Here is a 17,801-nt window from a genome sequence, read left to right as displayed (position 1 = left end):
CTTTTATACGCCCGCTGATCGACCGATCGCACATGTACGATCGCGCTGTGGCGTGGTACAAACAGTTCATACGACGGTGGATAACGACCATGGGGGTCGACCGGTCGGTCCAGCGGACGGTCCTCGCGGCGGCCGGGATTCAATTTCTGATATCGGTCTCGCAGGCGCTCGTCCCGTTCGTGACGACGGGGGTCGCCAGGGTGGCGCTGAGTGCGGTCCTGTTCGTCGGGGCGGCGCTGGCGCTCGCGAACACGGTGTGGATCACGCGCGAGGACGTGGTGGTCCCCGTCCGGCGACTGGAGGCAGCGGCCGACCGGATCGCCGACGGCGAGGTCGACGTGCCGGTGCCACGGAGCGACGACCCCTCGGAGGTCGGGAGTCTGACGCGCTCGTTCGCCGAGATGAGTTCCCACATCGAGCTCGTCGCGGCGCAGGCGGACGCGCTGGCCGAACAGGAGTTCGACGCACCCGTCCTCGACGAGCAGGTGCCCGGCGCCTTCGGGGAGTCGCTCTCGCGGATGGCCGACAACCTCCGCGAGCACACCGCCGAACTGGAGTCGATGACCGCCGATCTGGAACGGCGCTCCGAGCGGCTGGAGACGCTGGTCGCGGCGTTCGGGGACGCGGCCGACCGCGCCGCCGACGGCGACCTGACCGCACGGCTCGACGCCGACGACATCGCCGGCGACGACGCACAGTACCGAGAGATCTGCGAGAACTACAACCGGCTGGTCGAGACGCTGGGGGCGACGGTCGGTGACGTGCGCGCGTTCGCCGACGAGGTCTCGGCGGCCAGCGACGACGTGGCCGCGAGTATGGACGAACTCGACCGGGCCAGCGACGAGGTCGCGACCTCGACCGGGGAAATCTCCGCGGGCGCGACCCGCCAGAGCGAGCAGGTCCGGTCGGTCGCAGAGCGGCTGAACGACCTCTCGGCGACGGTCGAACAGATCGCCGCTTCGGCCGACGAAGTGGCCGACACCGCGGGGACCACCGCCGAGCGCGGCCGGTCCGGGCGTGACGCCGCGACCGACGCCATCGCGGCACTCGACGATCTGGAGGGGCGGATCGAACGGACCGCCGACGCCGTCGAGGGGTTGGCCGACCGCATGGCCGACGTCGACGAGATCGTCTCGTTCATCGACGGGATCGCCGAGGAGACGAACATGCTGGCGCTGAACGCGAGCATCGAGGCCGCCCGCGCCGGCGGCGACGGGGGCGGGAGCGGGAGCGACGCGGGCGACGGCTTCGCGGTCGTCGCCGACGAGGTGAAGGGACTGGCCGAGGAGACCCGCGACGCCGCAGAGGAGGTGGGCGACCTCGTCGAGGAACTCCGGCGCGAATCGGCCGAGACGGCCGCGACCGTCCGGGAGATGCGCGGCGAGGTGGGCGACAGCGTCGCCACGATCGAGGGCGCGCTCGCGGACTTCGAGGAGATCGTCGCCGACGTGGACGAACTCGACGACAGCGTCCGCGAGATCAGCGCGGCGACCGACCAGCAGGCCGAGACGACCCAGGACGTCGTCGCCGTCGTCGACGAGGTGGCGACCATCAGCGAACAGACTCGCGAGGAGGCCGAGTCGGTCGCCGCGGCGGCCGAGCAACAGACCGCCTCCGTCTCGACGGTCACGGCCGACGTGCGGTCGGTCGCCGACCGCGCCGACGACCTCCGAGCAGCGCTCGATCGCTTCAGCCTGCCCGACGGCGCGAGCGACGGGACCGCGACGCTCGCGACCGACGGCCGCGCCTCGGCGGCCGCGACCGACGACTGAGGGCAACGGTTTTGTCCCCCTCTCACCAGCATGGAGCCATGCGCCTCGTCCACGAGCCGGCCGACGGCGACGCCCGCACCCTCGCGACGGACGTAGAGCGGGCGGACTCGCTACTGCAGAAGGTCAAGGGGCTGATGGGCAAGTCCTCGCTGCCCGAGGGGTACGCCCTCGTGTTCGACTTCGGCCGGACGAGCTACCGGGACGTACACATGCTGTTCGTCCGCACGCCGCTGGACGTGGTGTGGCTGCGCGACGAGGAGGTCGTCCAGGTGAAGACGCTCCGCCCGTGGCGCGGCACCGGCGTCGCCAAGGCCGATCGGTTCGTCGAACTCCCCGGCGGCGCCGCCGCCGGCGTCGAAGCCGGCGACCGAGTCTACCTCGACGGGGAGTGAGCGGCCGCCGGAGACGGACGCGACCGCCGGCGCCCCCACGGATCGCGGCCCTCGACGCCGAACCCGACGGTTTAATTAGGGGCGCTCGCTTCACCTTGGAGTACGATGTCGGACTATACCGACACGGAGGATAGAGGAAGTCGCCTCACGGCGGCTGGCCGCGAAATTCTCCGTCATGTGTGACGGCTCCGGTGAGCGCGAAGGGACCACGCTATTCGGCGACCATCCCGAGACGACTCACCTCTCTGACGTCGGAGACGTACAGTTTCTCGACACGACGCTGCGCGACGGCGAGCAAGCCCCGGGTATCTCCCTGACGCCGGACGAGAAGGCCCGGATCGCACGCGCGCTCGACCGCGCCGACGTCGGGTTCATCGAGGCCGGCAGCGCCTGCACCGGCCCCGGCGAACGGGAGACAATCTCCCGCGTCGCCGAACTCGATCTGGACGCGACGGTCACCAGTTTCTGTCGCGGCATCCAGCGCGATATCGACCTCGCGCTGGAGTGTGACGTGGACGGCATCAACCTCGTCGTCCCCGCGAGCGACCGCCACATCACCGACAAGGTGGGCACGACCCGCGAGGACAACGTCCGCGACACCGTCGAACTCGTCGAGTACGCCAAAGACCAGGGCCTGTGGGTCGAGGTCATCGGCGAGGACGGCTCCCGGGCGGATCTCGACTACCTCGAAGAACTCCTGGGCGCCTCCCTGGACGCGGGCGCCGACCGCATCTGCTGGGCCGACACGGTGGGCCACGCTACCCCCGACGGCGCCCTCGAAGCGGTCTCGCGCCTGTCCGAACTCGGGCCGGTGAGCGCTCACACCCACGACGACCTCGGACTGGCAGTGATGAACGCCCTGACCTCGATCGCCGCCGGCGCCGACGTGGTCCACGGGACCGTCAACGGTATCGGCGAGCGGGCGGGCAACGTCGCAATCGAGGAGGTGGCGATCGCCCTCTCGCACGGCTACGGCGTCGAGACGCTCGAACTCACCGAGGCCTACGACCTGGCCGAACTCGTCGCCAACGCGACGGGCATCCCGCTGCCGCCGAACAAGGCGGTCGTCGGGCAGAACACTTTCACCCATGAGTCGGGCATCCACACCGACGGCACGCTCAAAGACGACGCGATGTACGAGCCCTACCCGCCCGAGAAGGTGGGCCGCGAGCGCCGGCTCGCCCTCGGCAAGCACGCCGGCCGCGCCGGCGTGCAGGCCGCCCTCGAGGAGAAGGACTTCGAGGTGACCGACGAGGAACTCTCGCAGATCGTCGCCCGCGTCAAGGAGATCGGCGACCGCGGCAAGCGCGTCACCGACGCCGATCTGTTGACCATCGCCGAGGACGTGACCGACAGCGAGCACGACCGGCGGGTCGAGATCACCGAACTCACCACCGTCGCTGGCGGCGCGACGCCGACCGCGACGGTCACCCTCGTCGTCGACGGCGAGGAGCGCACCGAGGCCGAGATCGGATCCGGCCCCGTCGACGCCGCGATCAACGCCGTCCAGGCGGCGCTCGGGCATTCGTTCGATACCCATCTCGAGTCCTACCACGTCGACGCCATCACCGGCGGCACGGACGCCATCGTCACCGTCGAGGTGGAGATGTCCCGCGGCGACGACTACGTGACCGTCACCGCCAGCGACTCCGACATCACCCGCGCCTCGGTCGAGGCGATGGTCGACGCCATCGACCGCCTCGTCGCCACCAGCGACGACCGGGTCATCGCTGACGACTAAAACCCACTTTTTGCGGCGGAGAGCCCCTCGCACGCCTCCGGCGCGCTGCGGGGATCCTCCGTCTGCTCACGGCGCTTCGCGCCGTTCGCATGGTCCGAGGGACCTCCGGTCCCCCGCTACCACAAAAACGTGGGGAAAAACACCGTCAGAGCAAGCTCTGACGAGGTCTCGTTCGCTACTCTCACGAGACTGCCGGACGGCTCGCTCCCTACGGTCGCTCGCGTCCGGTGAACCGGCGCTCCGCGCCGGATGCTACCGCAACCGCTCAGCCATCGCCACCGCACCGCAACCGCTCAGTCCGCGGCCGCGACCGCTTCCTCGCCCTCACCCACGTCCGCCGACCCCTCGGTGTAGCGGTCCCAGAGCACGAGCAGACTCGGGAGGACGAGCACGCTCGCGACGAACGAGTAGGCGATTGCGAGGCTCGTCACGAGGCCGAACCGCTGGAGCGAGGGGACCAAGGCGAGCAGGAGGACGCCGAAGCCGCTGGCGGTCGTGACCGCGCTGGCCAGCAGGGCGCCGCCGGTCCCCCGGAGGGTGCGGTCGAGCGCCGCTTCCGACGAACCGGCGGTCTCCCGTTCGTGGACGAACCGCTCGCCGACGTGGATGGCGTAGTCGACGCCCAGGCCGATGGCGATGCTGGCGATGATGGCCGTCTCGGTGTTGAACGAGATACCCAGCAGGTACATCGTCCCGACGAGCCACGCGAGCGCGAACACGACCGGGACGACGACCACCGCCCCCAGCGACGCCGCGCCGTAGCGCGCCCGGAAGATGCCGGTCAGGAACAGCGTGATGACGCCCAGCGTGATGAGGAATCCCTCGACGAGCGTCCGGAGCAGCCCCCGCTGGACGAGTTCCTGCACGATCGGCGTCCCCGTCGCCGTCACCGTCAGCGCGCTGCCCGACTCGACGGTGTCGGCGACCGCGCGCATCTCCTCGGTGACGACGCCGGTGTCGGCGCCGCCGCGGATCGCGACGGTCGTCCGGAGCGCGCGGTACTCGCCGCCCTCGCGATAGACGGTGGCGCTGGCTTCCGTCGGCGCGGCGGCGTACACCGCGTCGTACAGCGCGGCGAGGTCGCGGTCGGGCACGCCGTCGCCGTTCCCGTCGCTGGCGTCCAACTGTGCGGCGACCGTCTCGTTCCGCTCGGCGACCGCCCGGATCGTCTCCAGCGGCCCGGCGACCCGCTGTTCGTCGTTCGCCAGCGTGACCGGCGTCGTGGCGTTCGCGAGCCGGTCGCGGCCGGCGGCGAGCCGTTCGAGCGTGTCGGGGTCGGTCACCGGTCCCTCGACGAGGAAGACCGCCTCCGAGCGGTCCTGCGAGCGGACGAACTGCTCGTTGAGGTAGATCGCCTGCTCGCGGACGGCGTAGTCGCCCGGCCGGAACGGTTCGGGCACCGAGTCCATCCACTCGGGGGAGTCCCGCGGCAGGAAGTCGACCTGGTCGATGGAGGTGTCGATGTTCGTCGCGGCGTAGCCGCCCCCGGCACTGACCAGCAGCGCGACGAGGACGACCGCGACGGGCGCGCGCCGGGCCACGGTCGCGCCGACGCGCAGCACCTCGCCGACGCGACCTTCGCGACCGAACGCGCGTCGCTGGCGCGCCAGACCCACCCGACCGAACGCGCGCTCGGTCAGCAGCTTGAGTGCGGGCAAGAGCGCGCCGAAGACGACGAACGCCGAGACGATGCCCGCGGCGCTGGTGATGCCGAACTCCCGGATCGACTGCAGCGGGCTGACGGCGTTGGCGCTGAACCCGACGGCCGTCGTGAACGTCGCCGCACCGATGGCGACGACGACGCCGGCCAGCCCGACGCGCATCGCCTCCCGAGGCGTCCGATCCGGATCGTCGGCCTGGGCCTCCCGATAGCGCATCACGACGTGCAACGCGTAGTCGATCGAGAGGCCGATGAGCAGGAACGGGACGGCGATGAGGATCTGCGTGACGCCGATGCCCGCCCAGCCCATGAACCCGCCCATCCAGACGAGCACGAGCGCGACGCCGACCAGTCCGAGCAGCACGTCGACGATGTCGCGGTAGGCGACGCCGAGGACGATCAGGATGAGCAGCAGTGCGACCGGCGAGATGAGCGCGAAGCTCTCGCCGGTGGCCTGGCCCGACCGCTCGTCGACGACCGCCGGCCCGAAGACGAACGCGTCGGTCGAGGTGACCCCCTCGTCGGTCAGCGCCGCCATCGCCAGTTGCCCTTCGACCGTCGACTCGGGTAGCCCGTCGGCGCTCTCGGGCGCGTTCTGGAAGACGAAGGTGACCCGCCCGTCGGCGCTCGTCGCCCCCGCCTCGTAGCTCGTCGCCAGTAGCGTGTACGGGTCGACCGGCCCCGCGGTCTGGCGCTCGGGGTCGAGGACCTGCGCGACGACCGCTTCGACCTCCGCGGGTGACATCCCCTCTAGCTGTTCGATCTGGGCGTCGAGCGACGGCGACGCGGGCGGGGTGCCGGCCCGACCGGCAGCGGAGCCACCCCCATTCGCGGCTTCGGCGCGGATCGCGGCCGTCGCGACGAGGTTTTCGATCCCGGCGGTCGACTGGCCGGGCGCGAGCGAGGCGTTGACGGTCGCGTTCTCGCGGAACGTCCGCTGGAGGCGTAGCGTCTCGACCAGCGACGCCTTCGAGAGGACGTTCTCGCCGCGGACGACGACCTGCGCGACGGTGGTGTTCTCGCCTGCGGTCGTGAAGTTCGTCTCGGCGTAGTCGAGTTTCTGGGCCTCCGTCGAGTCGCTGGCGAAACTCGCGATCGTGAGACCGGTGTCGACCGACCCCACGCCGGCCCCCACGGCGCCCGTCGCGAGCAACAACACGACGACGACCAACAGGCTCCGCTCGGTCACGACGCGCGCGTACCGGTCTGCGATGTCCATCTGATCCGAGTTCGACCGGCGAGCCGATAACTGTTACAGAAGGGGCGACCCTGTCCCGAGTACTGCCCCGCTCACGCCGACAGCCAGGCGTAGGTCTGGACGGCGCCGAAGAGGACGGCGAGGGCACCGTTCTCGACGAGCATCGGCTGGTTCCCGTCGAGCATCGTCCGCGAGACGAGCGCGAGGACACCGAACAGCGTCGCCAACAGTAGGTTGTACTTCGCCAGCACGACCCACGTCTCTTGGTCGAGTTCGATGAGGCCGTCGGATCCCATACCTCTCTTCGGGGTTCGAGACGGAAAACCCCCTCATACGGATTGTTGCAAGCGCTTTCCGGGTCGACTGCACGACCGCGTGCGTCGATCCCGGACTGTCCCGCGATACTCCGTCTCAGAACGGGTCGTCGTCGCCGAAGTCGGGGTCGTCCTCGTCGTCGCCGAAGTCGAATCCTTCCTCGCCGATGTCGTGTTCGCGGCGGGCCTCCTCCTCGTCGACGAAGCCGAGTTCGTCGGGGTCGCGGCCGGCCTCGTCGATCACCTCGTCGGAGACGATGATCGGGCAATCGACGCGGAGCGCGAGCGCGATGCCGTCGCTGGGGCGAGCGTCGAAGACCATCTCCGAACGCCCCTCGTCGCCGTACTGCTCGGTGTCGACCTTCGCGTAGAAGGTACCGTCGGCCAGGTCGTCGATGCGGATGCGATCGATAGCCGCGCCGAACTCGGCGACCATGTCGACGAACAGATCGTGGGTGAGCGGTCGCTCGAAGGGCGTCCCGTCCAGGGCGTGTTGCATCGACTGGGCCTGGTCGGCGCTGACGAAGATGGGGACCAGTTCCTCGCGGACGCGCAGGAGGACGACCGGGTGGCCCGGGCCGTCGTCGCCGACGCCGACGCCGACGCCCTCGACCGTGGCCTCGTGTGTTGCCATGTCACAGCGTTGGAGCGCGACCCTCAAAAACCATCTTTTTGACTCGGGGGTGTCCTCGCGGCCGAAGGCCGCTGCGGGCACCCCCGAGCAAAAAAGATGGGTAAAAAAGGCCGAGCGCTCCCTCCGGTCGCGCTCGGTCGAACCGCGCGCCTTCAGCGCGCGGATGCTCAGTAGAGGTAATGGAGTGAGCGGTCGGCGGTTGCGGTGGCGCGTGCTGTCGGGCGTGTCCGCCTCTTGGCGGACCGCTCGAAACAGCCGCGCGAGGGATGAGCACCGCACGCCGCAGGCGCGCGGAGCGCAATCGGCTGGGGAGGTGTGTGGCTGTCTACGGTGCTGTGCGGAGCGGTTGGGGCCCCTGGCGGATTGAAAGGGCGAGGCGCGCTCGCGCCGTGAGTCGCCTGAGCGGGCACTATCCGCGCGGGTGGTGCGGAGAGCGCGGATATCCCGGTCAGCGACCGCGAGCGCGGCGAGGGCTTTCGTCGCTTGCTGTCGCGTGAGGTCGATCCGTTTCAAGACGAGCGCGTCGAGGGCTTTCGTCGCTTGCTGTCGCGTGAGGTCGATCCGTTTCAAGACGAGCGCGTCGAGGGCTTTCGTCGCTTGTTGTCGCGTGAGGTCGATCCGTTTCAAGACGAGCGCGTCGAGGGCTTTCGTCGCTTGCTGTCGCGTGAGGTCGATCCGTTTCAAGGCGAGCGCGGCGAGGGCTTTCGTCGCTTGCTGTCGTCAGAAAGTGCGGTCGCTGTCGCTCGACTTCGTTTCGCGACTCGTTCACCAGAGATCACTGCTCAGCTCGCACACCGAACCGAACGCCGTCACACGAGCGGAGGCGAACGCTGAAATGGGCCGGCGTCGTGGCCCCGGGTATGAGTCTCGTCGCCGACGAACTCGCGGGAGTGGTCGACCTCTTCGGGGGGCTCACCCGCGAGGAACTCCACCGCGCGCTCGAAGAGTTGGCGTACAAGCGCGGCGAGGAGCCCGACCCCGACGCCGTCGCCGCGGCCGTCGAGGCGGCCGTCGAGCGCTATCACCTCGTCCCGGTCGAGCGCGACGAAACGACGCTACTCGTCGCGGGACCGACGGCCTTCCCGACGCTGCCCGACCACGCCGAGGACCTCCCGCACATCATGGACGTCGAGGCGCGGTCGGTCGACCGCGAGACCGCCGCGGCGGCCGCTCGAGAGCGGCTCGACGCCCGGGCCGTCGAAGTCGCGAAGGCCGGCGACGGCGACCGTGCCGACGCGCTCGTCGAAGTCTGTTACGACCTCGAAAGCTGGGCCGGCGTCGACACCGCCGAGCTGCGCGAGCGACTCGACGACGTGTGAGCTCGCGCTCGATCCGCGTCGGGTCCTTCCTTCGAAGGTAACCCGTCAGTTAAGACCACCCGCCCCGTTGCTCCGCGTATGGACCTGTCGCGGGTGCGAGAGCGCGACCCGGTCGGCCTGCCGGCCGACGGGTCGCGAGCCGACGGGAGCGACCGTCTCACCGGCGAGGAGCGCGAGGCGGCGGTCCTGGCGCCGGTCGTCACCCGCGACGGCGCCGACCACGTCCTGTTTACCAAGCGCGCCGACCACCTCAGCGACCACCCCGGCCAGATGAGCTTCCCCGGTGGCGGCCGCGAGCCCGAGGACACCGACCTGCTCGCGACCGCGTTGCGAGAGGCCGGCGAGGAAGTCGGCCTCCGCGCCGAGGAAGCTCAGATCGTCGGGCGTCTCGACGACATCCGGACGATCACCGATTACCTCGTCCGTCCGTTCGTCGCTCGCGTCGCCGACCGCGAGTATCTCCCGAACGACGAGGAAGTCGCCGAAGTGGCCGTCCTTCCCGTCGCCGGGCTCGTCGACGCCGACAACTACGAGAGCGAGCGCCGCGACCATCCCCACTACGGCGAGATCCGCCTGCACTTCTTCCACGTCGGGGGGTTCACCGTCTGGGGCGCGACCGCCAACATGCTCGTCCAGCTGCTCGAACTGACGACCGACTGGGAACTGCCGCCGGAACCCGACCACACCGTCGACGCCGACGCCGACCTGCCCGGGTGATCGGCGCCCTCGGAACCCACGTGTGGACCGACCGTCGACTGGCCGTCCCCGCCTGCGGAACAAATCTTCAAGTTCCGACCGGACGGAGACGGTGGTATGAACGAGGAGGCGGGGATCTACGCGCGGGAGTCGTCGTACCTCGACCGGTACGTTCAGTTCGGAGAGGCACAGGGCCGGGTACTCTCGCTGTCGTTCCCGAACGCGCCCGACGAGAACGCCGGGACCGACCACGGGCTGCTCGACCGGATCGAGGAGTACCTCGCCGGCGCCGAGGACGACTTCACCGACGTGACCGTCGCGCTGACGGTCCCGACCGACCGACGCGCGGTGCTGGAGACCGTTCGGGAGATCCCCCACGGCGAGCAGGTGAGCGTCGCGCAACTCGTCCGGATGACGCCCGACAGCGACCCCGACGACGAGGAGGACGTCCGGACCGCCCGGTCGGCGCTGGCCGACAACCCCGCACCGCTCCTGATCCCGGATCATCGCGTTCGCGACGGTCCCAGCGCCGCCCCCGCGGAGGTCGAGCAACGCCTCCGCTCGCTCGAAGGGCTCTAGGGACCATCTTTTTCGCTCGGGGGTGTCCTCGCTCCCTGCGGTCGCTGCGGGAACCCCCGAGCGAAAAACATGGGTGAAAAAGCGCGGCTCGTGCGCTTCGCGCACTCGCCGCGTCGAACCGCGCGCCTGCGGCGTGCGGATGCTCGGTAGAGGTGACGTAGTGAGTAGTTGCGGTGGCGCGCGCTGGCGAGCGTGCCCGAGTACTGCGAGGGTCGCGAGCCGGCGCCGTGCGAGGGATGAGTGAGCGACCGAAGGGAGCGAGCGAATCGGCTGGGGAGGGTTGTGGCCGTCTTCGGTGCTGTGCAAGGAATTCCTGGTGGACTGAACGGGCGAGACGCGCTCGCGGTGAGCGAAGCGAACGAAGTCGGCTGAGCGAGCACTATTCGAGTGAACGCAGTGAACGAGAATATCTCGTTCAGCGACCGCGAGCGCGCCGAGGGCGTTCATCGCCTGCTATCTCCAGCGAGTGCGGTTGCTATCGGTCGACTTCGTTCCGCGACTCGTTCACTCGAAACAGCTGATAAGTGGACATGCGTACTGAGCGAACGATCTGCCGCCTGGCGGCGTGAAACGACCGCTCGACAACGGTTAGATGACACGCTCGGTACCATCGAGAGGGCCGTGAGACGGGGTAAAAAAGCGAGCGGACGCGGCTTCACCCTGGCCCGCTCACCGATCGGTCACGACCAGACGGGGTCGGGCAGCCCCAGTCCTTCGTGGGCGAGGAACTCCAGCGCGTTGACGAGGTAGTGGGCGACGACCACCACGAGGAGGCTGTCGGTGAGGACGAACCCGGCCGCGAGCGCCATGCCCAGCCCGCCGGTGACGAGCACGCCGACGCGGCCCTGGGCGCCGTGGCCGAGCGCGAACGCGATCGAGGAGACGACCGCGAGGACCCACGGTGACGTGCCCACCACCGGTGTCACCGCGCCGACCACGGCCGCCCGGAAGACGAACTCCTCGACGACCGCGATGGTCGGTAGCGTCGCCCCCAGGAGTAGCCCCCAGCCGCGGACGCCCTCCGGCGCGAGCAACTCGCGCAGTCCCTCGTCGTAGTCGGCGCCCGACGACGCCGCCAGCCCCGAGGCGAGTTCGTTGCCGACCCAGAGGACGACCCCGAAGCCGACACCGACGGCGATCGCCGGCAGTCCCGTCGAGAGCGCGTCGCCGCCGACCCCCAGCACGTCCAGCGGGACGCCGAAGTACCAGGCGCCGCCCGCGAGGAGCGCGCCGAACAGTCCCTGCGTCAGCGCCACGTTCAGCAACAGGAGTCCGGGCGACATCGCCGGGTCCTCTCGGGCGTTGTGCGCGACTGCGGGCTCGATCGGTCGCTCCCCCACGCCCCCATCGACGGCTCCGGGCCGCCCCCCGTCCTCGGTCGACTCCAGTGCGCCGTCGGGCGCCAGCGGGTGCGCGACCGACGACGACCCCGGAGCGTCTTCGTCCGGATCGTGCTCGCCGTCGGCCGTCGTTCGGTCCGTCGGGCGGCGGTCGCGACCGTCGAACCCCGGCCGACTCGGCGCCTGCGGCCGTCTCGGGTTCGTATCGTCGCCCTCTCTATGGCCGTCGGCTTCGTCGCCGCCCTCGTCGCCGTCGACGACGCCCTGGGAGAGCCGCGCGAGGATGAGAAAGCCAGTCAGGACGACGGCGACGAGCCAGGCGAACCCCGCGAGATCCGTCTCGGGGACGGGCAACGTCTGGAGGGGCGCGCCGACGACGGCCGGCTGTAGCGTCACACCCTCAGTTGAGACTCGACGGTCGAAAGTCGTTTCGGAGCCGAAGAAAGCGAATTCGCGGTTCGAACGGCGCGGTGCGGATCGAGGTGCCGCGACTACTGCGGGCTCGGCGAGCCGCCGGTCTGACCGACTTCGCGCTGCTCGAGCGCCTTGCCCGTGATGGACTTGAGGCGGTCGACCAGCGAGTCCTTCTCGGGCTCGCCGGCCAGCGCGACCTCCAGCACCTCGGAGATGTGCTGGACGGGGACGATCTCGATCTCGTCTTTGAATTCGTCTTCGATCATCACGTCCTGCTCGTTCGCCTTGGGGATGATGACCGTGTCGAGGCCGGACTTGGCCGCGGCCTCGATCTTGTGGGTGACGCCACCGACCGGGAGCACGTCGCCCCGGACCGACAGCGAGCCGGTCATCGCGAGGTTCTGCTCGACGGGCACGTCTTCGAGCGCGGAGATGACCGCGGTCGCGACCGTGATAGAGGCGGAGTCGCCGTCGACGCCGCCCTCGCCGGCCTGGACGAACTGGATGTGGACGTCCTGCTCGGAGATGTCCTCGTCGCTGAACTTCTTGATGATGGCCGAGACGTTCTGCACGGCCTCCTCGGCCATCTCCTGCAGTTGCCCGGTGGCGATCACTTCGCCGGCGCCCTGCGAGGGAGTGACCTCGGCCATGACGGGGAGGACGATCCCGGAGTCCTCGCCCATGACCGCGAGGCCGTTGACGCGACCGACCACGTCGCCCTCGTTGACGGTGAGCTCGTAGTCCTTGCGGCGCTCGATGTAGTTGTCCGCGAGCTGCTGCTCGATCGAGCGCGACCGGCGCTTGGCCTGGAGCACGTCGCCCCGTTCGGTGAACTCCTTGTCCTCGGCGCGGGCGATGTCGCCCGCGACGCGGACCAGCCCACCGAGGTCGCGGAGCTTCAGCGAGAGGTGGCCCTTGCGGCCCGAACGGCGACGGGCCTCGAGGATGACCTCTTCGACGGCCTCCTCGTCGAAGTGGGGCAGACGACCGTCTTTCTCGACTTCCTGGGCGACGAAGCGGGCGTACTTCCGCCGCATCTCGGCGTCGTCCTCGATAGTGTCGTCCATGTACACCTCGTACCCGTAGCCCTTGATACGCGAGCGCAGGGCGGGGTGCATGTTCTCCATGGCGTCGAGGTTCCCCGCGGCGACCATGATGAAGTCCGTCGGGACGGGTTCGGTCTGGACCATCGCGCCCGAGGAGCGCTCGGACTGGCCCGTGATGGAGAACTCGCCCTCCTGGATGGCCGTCATCAGCTTCTGCTGGGAGCGGATGTCGAGCGTGTTGATCTCGTCGACGAACAGCACGCCCTTGTTGGCCTTGTGGATGCCGCCGGCTTCGACGCGGTCGTGGCTCGGCGTCTCCATGCCGCCGGACTGGAACGGGTCGTGGCGGACGTCGCCCAGCAGCGCACCCGCGTGGGCGCCGGTGGCGTCCTCGAACGGCGCGGTCTGCTGGTTGGCGTTGTTGACCAGCAGGTTCGGGATCATCGCGTCGTTGCCGCGCGAGCCGTAGCGGAACGCGAGGTAGACGACCCCGGCCGCGAGGATGCCCAACAGGACCGACCCCTGGATGAGCAGCGCGTACCCGATGATGATCGCGATGATGATCCACATCAGGAACGACCGCATCTGGTTGCGCTTGCGCGCCTCCTCCTTGTGGGCGTCCACGATCTGTTCGCCCTTCCCCGCCGGCACGGTGCGGATCTTCGGCTCGTTGCCGTCGTCGGGGTTGTGGTAGACGAGTACGTCCTGCAGCTCCTCTTTGGGGAGCAGCTGGCTCATCGCCTTGGCCAGCATCGACTTGCCCGTCCCGGGCGAGCCGATCATCATCACGTGACGGCGCTGTTTGGCCGCTTTCATCACCACGTCGCGGGCGTGGTCCTGCCCGATGACCTGGTCGACCAGTCGGTCGGGCACCTCGATGTCGGCGGTGGTCTCGACGTCGAGCCCGCCGAGCAGATCTTCGGCGGCGTCCTCGACGGCGGCCTCGTCGGCGTCGATCTCGACGGTGCTACCCAGGCTGTCGTCGCCGTCGACGGTGACCGCGGACCCGCCGTCCCCGGACTCGCCGACGCCCGACTCGTCGCCGCTCTCGGCGTCGCCCGGCGACCCCGGCTCGTCGCCCCGCTCGTCGGGGGTCGAGTCCGGCGTCTCGTCGGCCACGCCGACCTCCTCGGTCTCGTCCGCGTCGTCGGCGGACGGATCGTCGGTGTCGATATTCTCACTCATATAAACGATTCTGACATCAGAAGCCAAGGGCTGTTTATTGATATACTTTCTCCCACAGCACGTCCCGATAACACGCTCAAATCGCCGGACGTGGGTGGTATCGGTGGGCTCGGAGTACACGGCTCCTACCGAACAGTCCCGAAAAAACAGGGCGTGTCTAGCACTCCCACGCGGGCCGGTCGAGCGGGCGTCGCCGCCGGTTCGGGGCCGCCGGCCGCGAGGCGCGACGACCGTCCGTCCGTCCCCGACGGTCGGCCGGAGACGGCCCGCCGTCCGGGCGGGCGAGTCACCCTGAACGGTGAGTACACCACCTACGACACGTTGTCGGCAGACGGGGAGTCCACCGCTCAAGCCCACGGCTAGAGCCGTGGGTAGATGACGGGGGTTAATGTGGTCGCTCCGCACACGGTGGCGTATGACGCGCGGGTTCTACATCGGGCGCTTCCAGCCGTTCCACGACGGCCACCGGGCGATGGTCGACCACATCGTCGACGAGGTGGACGAACTCGTCCTCGGGATCGGGAGCGCGGACGTGTCTCACACCGTCCGCAACCCCTTCACCGCGGGCGAGCGCGTGATGATGGTGAGCAAGGCCGTCCAGGACGTTGACGTCCCGACATACGTCGTCCCTATCGAGGACATCGACCGCAACGCCGTCTGGGTCAGCCACATCCAGAGCATGTCCCCCAGTTTCGACGTGGCCTACTCGAACAACCCCCTCGTGGTGCAGCTGTTCGAGGAACGGGGCATCGAGGTGCGCGACTCCCCGATGTTCGACCGCGACCGCCTGGAGGGCAGCGACATCCGCGACCGGATGCTCGCCGACGACACCTGGGCGGATCGGGTCCCCGACGTGGTCGCCGCCGTGATCGACGAGTTCGGCGGCGTCCAGCGCCTCCGGACGATCGCCAAGGACGACGTCTCCGAGCGCTGGGCGAGCGACGAAGACGACTGAGCGAGCAGCGGGCGAGGGCCGCCCTCGGTTTCGCGGGCCGTGGCCGGGCCCGACCGCGTCACTGGGACGATCTCCGGTCCGACCGGCTCGACTTCCTCCTCGGTCGCGTCGTGGTCGACGTAGGCTCTCCGTCGAAGCTGGACCTGCAGAAATTGGGACTCGCGTACGGACGGGCGAGACGCTCGGCTCCTCGGTCGAGACGGCGAAAAATTTCGGTGGTAGGGGATCGGCCGATTAGCTCGCGGAGATGACGTCGTCGATGCGGACGATCATCGTGGCGGCCTCGGCGGCGGACTCGACGGCCTCGTCCTTGACGGCGACGGGGTCGAGGACGCCCAGGTCGACGGGGTCGTCGATGACGCCGGTCTGGCCTTCGGAGATGATGCCGGCGATGCCCTCGCTCTCGTACTCGGCGCGCAGATCGACGAGCGCGTCGATGGGGTCCATACCCGTGTTCTCGGCGAGCGTGCGCGGGAGGACGTCGACGGCGTCGGCGAAGGCCTCGACGGCGAGCTGCTTGCGGCCCTCGACGCTGGCGGCCTCGCTACGGATGTGGTCGGCGACGGCGATCTCGGTGGCGCCGGCGCCGGGGACGACGCCGCCCTTGTCGAGGGCGGCCGTCACGACGTCGAGCGCGTCGCCGAGCACGCGCTCGAGCTCGTCGGTGACGTGCTCGGTGCCGCCGCGGGCGAAGACGGTGACCGACTGGCCCGCGTCGCCGTCCTCGAGGAAGGTGACGTAGTTGTCACCGAACTTCTCGACGGAGAGCGAACCTGCAGAGCCCAGGTCGTCGGCTTCGAGCTCCTGGACGCCCGCCGCGCGGGAGAGGCCGGTGGCGTGGGCGAGCTCCTCGCCCTCGTCGTCGCCGACCTCGAAGGCGGCAACGTCGTTCTTGGCGAGGATGGCGGCGACCTGGTCCGCGACGTCGCCGTCGACGAACAGCACGTCGACGTCGAGGTCGAGAACGTGCTCGGCGTAGCCGCGCAGTTCCGACTCCTCGGCCTCGATGGCGGTGTTGAGATCGTCGACGCTGGAGACGTTGTACTCGGCGTCGATGGAGGCCTCGCGGACCTCGATGTCGTCGTTGACGAAGGCGATCTGCGGGTCGTCGAACGAGCGCGGCATGTTGTCGTGGACCGGCTCCTCGTCGATGAGGACGCCGTCGACCAGACGGGTGGCCGAGGACGACGAGCCCGTCTGGGTGTAGACGGTGATGTTGTCGCGGACGACGCCGGCGTCGTCCTCGACGCGGCGGACGGCGTCGACGACGGTCTCGGCGAGGCGCTCGGCGGAGACGTCGCCGGTGCCCTTGCCGGTCATCGACGAGCGGGCGACGGTCTCGAGGAGGTCGTCGTCGAGCTCCTCGTCGAGCTTGATCTCGTCGATGGCCTCGTGGGCCATCGAGAGGGCCGCGTAGTACCCCTCGACGATGGTCGTCGGGTGGACGTCGTCGTCGAGCAGGTCCTCGGCCTGGCTGAGCAGTTCGCCGGCGAGCACCGCGGCGGTGGTCGTCCCGTCGCCGACCTCGGTCTCCTGGGTCTCGGCGACCTCGGAGATCATCTGGGCGGCCGGGTGCTCGATGTCCATCTCGTCCAGGATGGTCGCGCCGTCGTTCGTGATGACGACGTCGCCGCTGTCGGAGACGAGCATCTTGTCCATGCCGCGCGGACCGAGTGTGGTCCGTACGGACTCGCTGACGGCCTTGCCGGCCGTGATGTTGGAGCTCTGGGCGTCTTTCCCTTGCGTGCGTTCACTGTCCTCGTTGAGGATGAACATCGGCTGTCCACCCATGCGTCGCTGGCCAGATGACATGGTTGAGGTTCATCTATTCATCGTTAGCGGTTCTATATAAAACTTTCCAAGCACCCCCCACAACCACCGCCAGCGGTGTGTGAGGGGTCACCACTCGATTTCCCGGGAAGGGTTTAAATAGGATGACTGAGCGCCTGACGAGGGCGACGTGTTCTGGCACCGGAAGTTGGTGAGGGCGGCAGTCGCGGCGCTGTCGGGTGTCGTGAGACCACTGCCGTCGGGAGTTCCCGGCCGCGACCGCCCAGAAGAGCTACAACGGTCGGTGGAGTTACACGAAGCGTGACCGCCCGGAGCCTCCCGTCCTGGGTGTTCGAGACCAACGAGCGACACAGCCGCCGGCTCTGGAACGCCACGACCTGCGCGGCGGCCGCCATCCTGCTGGTCCGGAGCGCGACCGTCTCGCCCACGTTCAGCCTGGGAGTCCGAGTCCCGTTCGTCGTGGTCCCGGGGTCGTTCCCCGTCGAAGGGCTCGCGGCGCTCTCGGTCGGGCTGGTCGTCAGCTACTACCGGTTCGGGCTGGCGAGCTGTCTCGGGGTGAATTTCGTCCTCGTCGCCGCCTACGTCGTTCCGCACTCTCGCCCGGGGATATTCGCGGGTCATATGTGGGTCATCGTCGCGGTCTACCTGCTCGTCGCGGGCGTCTACGCCGCTCTCACCGGGACGCTCGGGTTCGCACTGGGTCGACTCACCAGACGCCTCACCGACTGACCCGACTGCCACGGACCCGAATGCTCGTCCGACCGC

At 69.2% G+C, this 17,801-nt stretch carries 15 protein-coding genes; 9 read left to right on the top strand and 6 right to left on the bottom strand.

Annotated elements, in window-relative coordinates; all coding sequences use genetic code 11:
* Window positions 1-32: 32 nt before the first annotated feature.
* The 3 genes from I7X12_RS05535 to I7X12_RS05525 all read left to right on the top strand — a co-directional run bounded on the left by I7X12_RS05535 (window position 33) and on the right by I7X12_RS05525 (window position 3,905).
* Window positions 33-1,772, top strand: a complete 1,740-nt coding sequence (locus I7X12_RS05535; protein WP_232343067.1) for a methyl-accepting chemotaxis protein — start codon at window positions 33-35, stop codon at window positions 1,770-1,772.
* Between the two features lie 38 nt (window positions 1,773-1,810).
* Window positions 1,811-2,164: a DUF192 domain-containing protein gene (locus I7X12_RS05530; protein ID WP_198062862.1), complete on the top strand. Its 354-nt coding sequence runs from the start codon at window positions 1,811-1,813 to the stop codon at window positions 2,162-2,164.
* A gap of 175 nt (window positions 2,165-2,339) precedes the next feature.
* The gene (locus I7X12_RS05525; RefSeq protein WP_198062861.1) at window positions 2,340-3,905 is read left to right on the top strand and encodes a (R)-citramalate synthase; all 1,566 of its coding nucleotides are present in this window, start codon (window positions 2,340-2,342) and stop codon (window positions 3,903-3,905) included.
* 293 nt (window positions 3,906-4,198) lie between these two features.
* Here I7X12_RS05525 and I7X12_RS05520 read toward each other — a convergent pair whose 3' ends face one another.
* From I7X12_RS05520 to I7X12_RS05510, 3 genes are all read right to left on the bottom strand, one after another.
* Complete coding sequence (locus tag I7X12_RS05520) at window positions 4,199-6,784, bottom strand: efflux RND transporter permease subunit (RefSeq protein WP_198062860.1); 2,586 nt, start codon at window positions 6,782-6,784, stop codon at window positions 4,199-4,201.
* Window positions 6,785-6,855: 71 nt separating this feature from the next.
* Window positions 6,856-7,059: a hypothetical protein gene (locus I7X12_RS05515; RefSeq protein ID WP_198062859.1), complete on the bottom strand. Its 204-nt coding sequence runs from the start codon at window positions 7,057-7,059 to the stop codon at window positions 6,856-6,858.
* A gap of 115 nt (window positions 7,060-7,174) precedes the next feature.
* A complete protein-coding gene (locus I7X12_RS05510) occupies window positions 7,175-7,711 on the bottom strand; it encodes a bifunctional nuclease family protein (RefSeq protein WP_198062858.1) in 537 nt (178 codons plus the stop codon).
* 483 nt (window positions 7,712-8,194) lie between these two features.
* Here I7X12_RS05510 and I7X12_RS05505 point away from each other — a divergent pair, with 483 nt between their 5' ends.
* From I7X12_RS05505 to I7X12_RS05490, 4 genes are all read left to right on the top strand, one after another.
* Complete coding sequence (locus tag I7X12_RS05505) at window positions 8,195-8,545, top strand: hypothetical protein (protein WP_198062857.1); 351 nt, start codon at window positions 8,195-8,197, stop codon at window positions 8,543-8,545.
* A 26-nt stretch (window positions 8,546-8,571) separates the two neighbouring features.
* Window positions 8,572-9,030 (top strand): DUF7109 family protein, encoded by a 459-nt coding sequence (locus I7X12_RS05500; protein WP_198062856.1) that lies wholly within the window; start codon window positions 8,572-8,574, stop codon window positions 9,028-9,030.
* A 78-nt stretch (window positions 9,031-9,108) separates the two neighbouring features.
* Window positions 9,109-9,747 carry an NUDIX hydrolase gene (locus I7X12_RS05495; protein WP_232343066.1) on the top strand — a complete coding sequence of 213 codons (639 nt, stop codon included), beginning with the start codon at window positions 9,109-9,111 and terminating at the stop codon, window positions 9,745-9,747.
* A gap of 96 nt (window positions 9,748-9,843) precedes the next feature.
* The gene (locus I7X12_RS05490) at window positions 9,844-10,305 is read left to right on the top strand and encodes an MGMT family protein (protein WP_198062855.1); all 462 of its coding nucleotides are present in this window, start codon (window positions 9,844-9,846) and stop codon (window positions 10,303-10,305) included.
* Between the two features lie 680 nt (window positions 10,306-10,985).
* Here I7X12_RS05490 and I7X12_RS20565 read toward each other — a convergent pair.
* Together I7X12_RS20565 and lonB are read right to left on the bottom strand one after the other, a co-directional pair.
* On the bottom strand, window positions 10,986-12,041 hold the full coding sequence (locus tag I7X12_RS20565) for a CPBP family intramembrane glutamic endopeptidase (RefSeq protein ID WP_232343064.1): 1,056 nt from the start codon (window positions 12,039-12,041) through the stop codon (window positions 10,986-10,988).
* Window positions 12,042-12,136: 95 nt separating this feature from the next.
* Entirely contained in the window at window positions 12,137-14,290 is a 2,154-nt protein-coding gene (lonB, locus tag I7X12_RS05480; protein WP_198062854.1) for an ATP-dependent protease LonB, read from the bottom strand.
* Between the two features lie 415 nt (window positions 14,291-14,705).
* Here lonB and I7X12_RS05475 point away from each other — a divergent pair, with 415 nt between their 5' ends.
* The gene (locus I7X12_RS05475; RefSeq protein ID WP_198062853.1) at window positions 14,706-15,245 is read left to right on the top strand and encodes a nicotinamide-nucleotide adenylyltransferase; all 540 of its coding nucleotides are present in this window, start codon (window positions 14,706-14,708) and stop codon (window positions 15,243-15,245) included.
* A gap of 234 nt (window positions 15,246-15,479) precedes the next feature.
* Here the strand turns inward: I7X12_RS05475 and thsA are convergent, their stop codons facing one another.
* Window positions 15,480-17,036, bottom strand: a complete 1,557-nt coding sequence (thsA, locus tag I7X12_RS05470) for a thermosome subunit alpha (RefSeq protein ID WP_198062852.1) — start codon at window positions 17,034-17,036, stop codon at window positions 15,480-15,482.
* A 300-nt stretch (window positions 17,037-17,336) separates the two neighbouring features.
* Here thsA and I7X12_RS05465 point away from each other — a divergent pair, with 300 nt between their 5' ends.
* Complete coding sequence (locus I7X12_RS05465; protein ID WP_198062851.1) at window positions 17,337-17,765, top strand: hypothetical protein; 429 nt, start codon at window positions 17,337-17,339, stop codon at window positions 17,763-17,765.
* Window positions 17,766-17,801: the final 36 nt, after the last annotated feature.

This window comes from Halosimplex litoreum, assembly GCF_016065055.1.
Lineage (GTDB): Archaea > Halobacteriota > Halobacteria > Halobacteriales > Haloarculaceae > Halosimplex > Halosimplex litoreum.
Note: the sequence above shows the minus strand (reverse complement) of the source record. Positions and strands in the feature narration are given on the sequence as shown.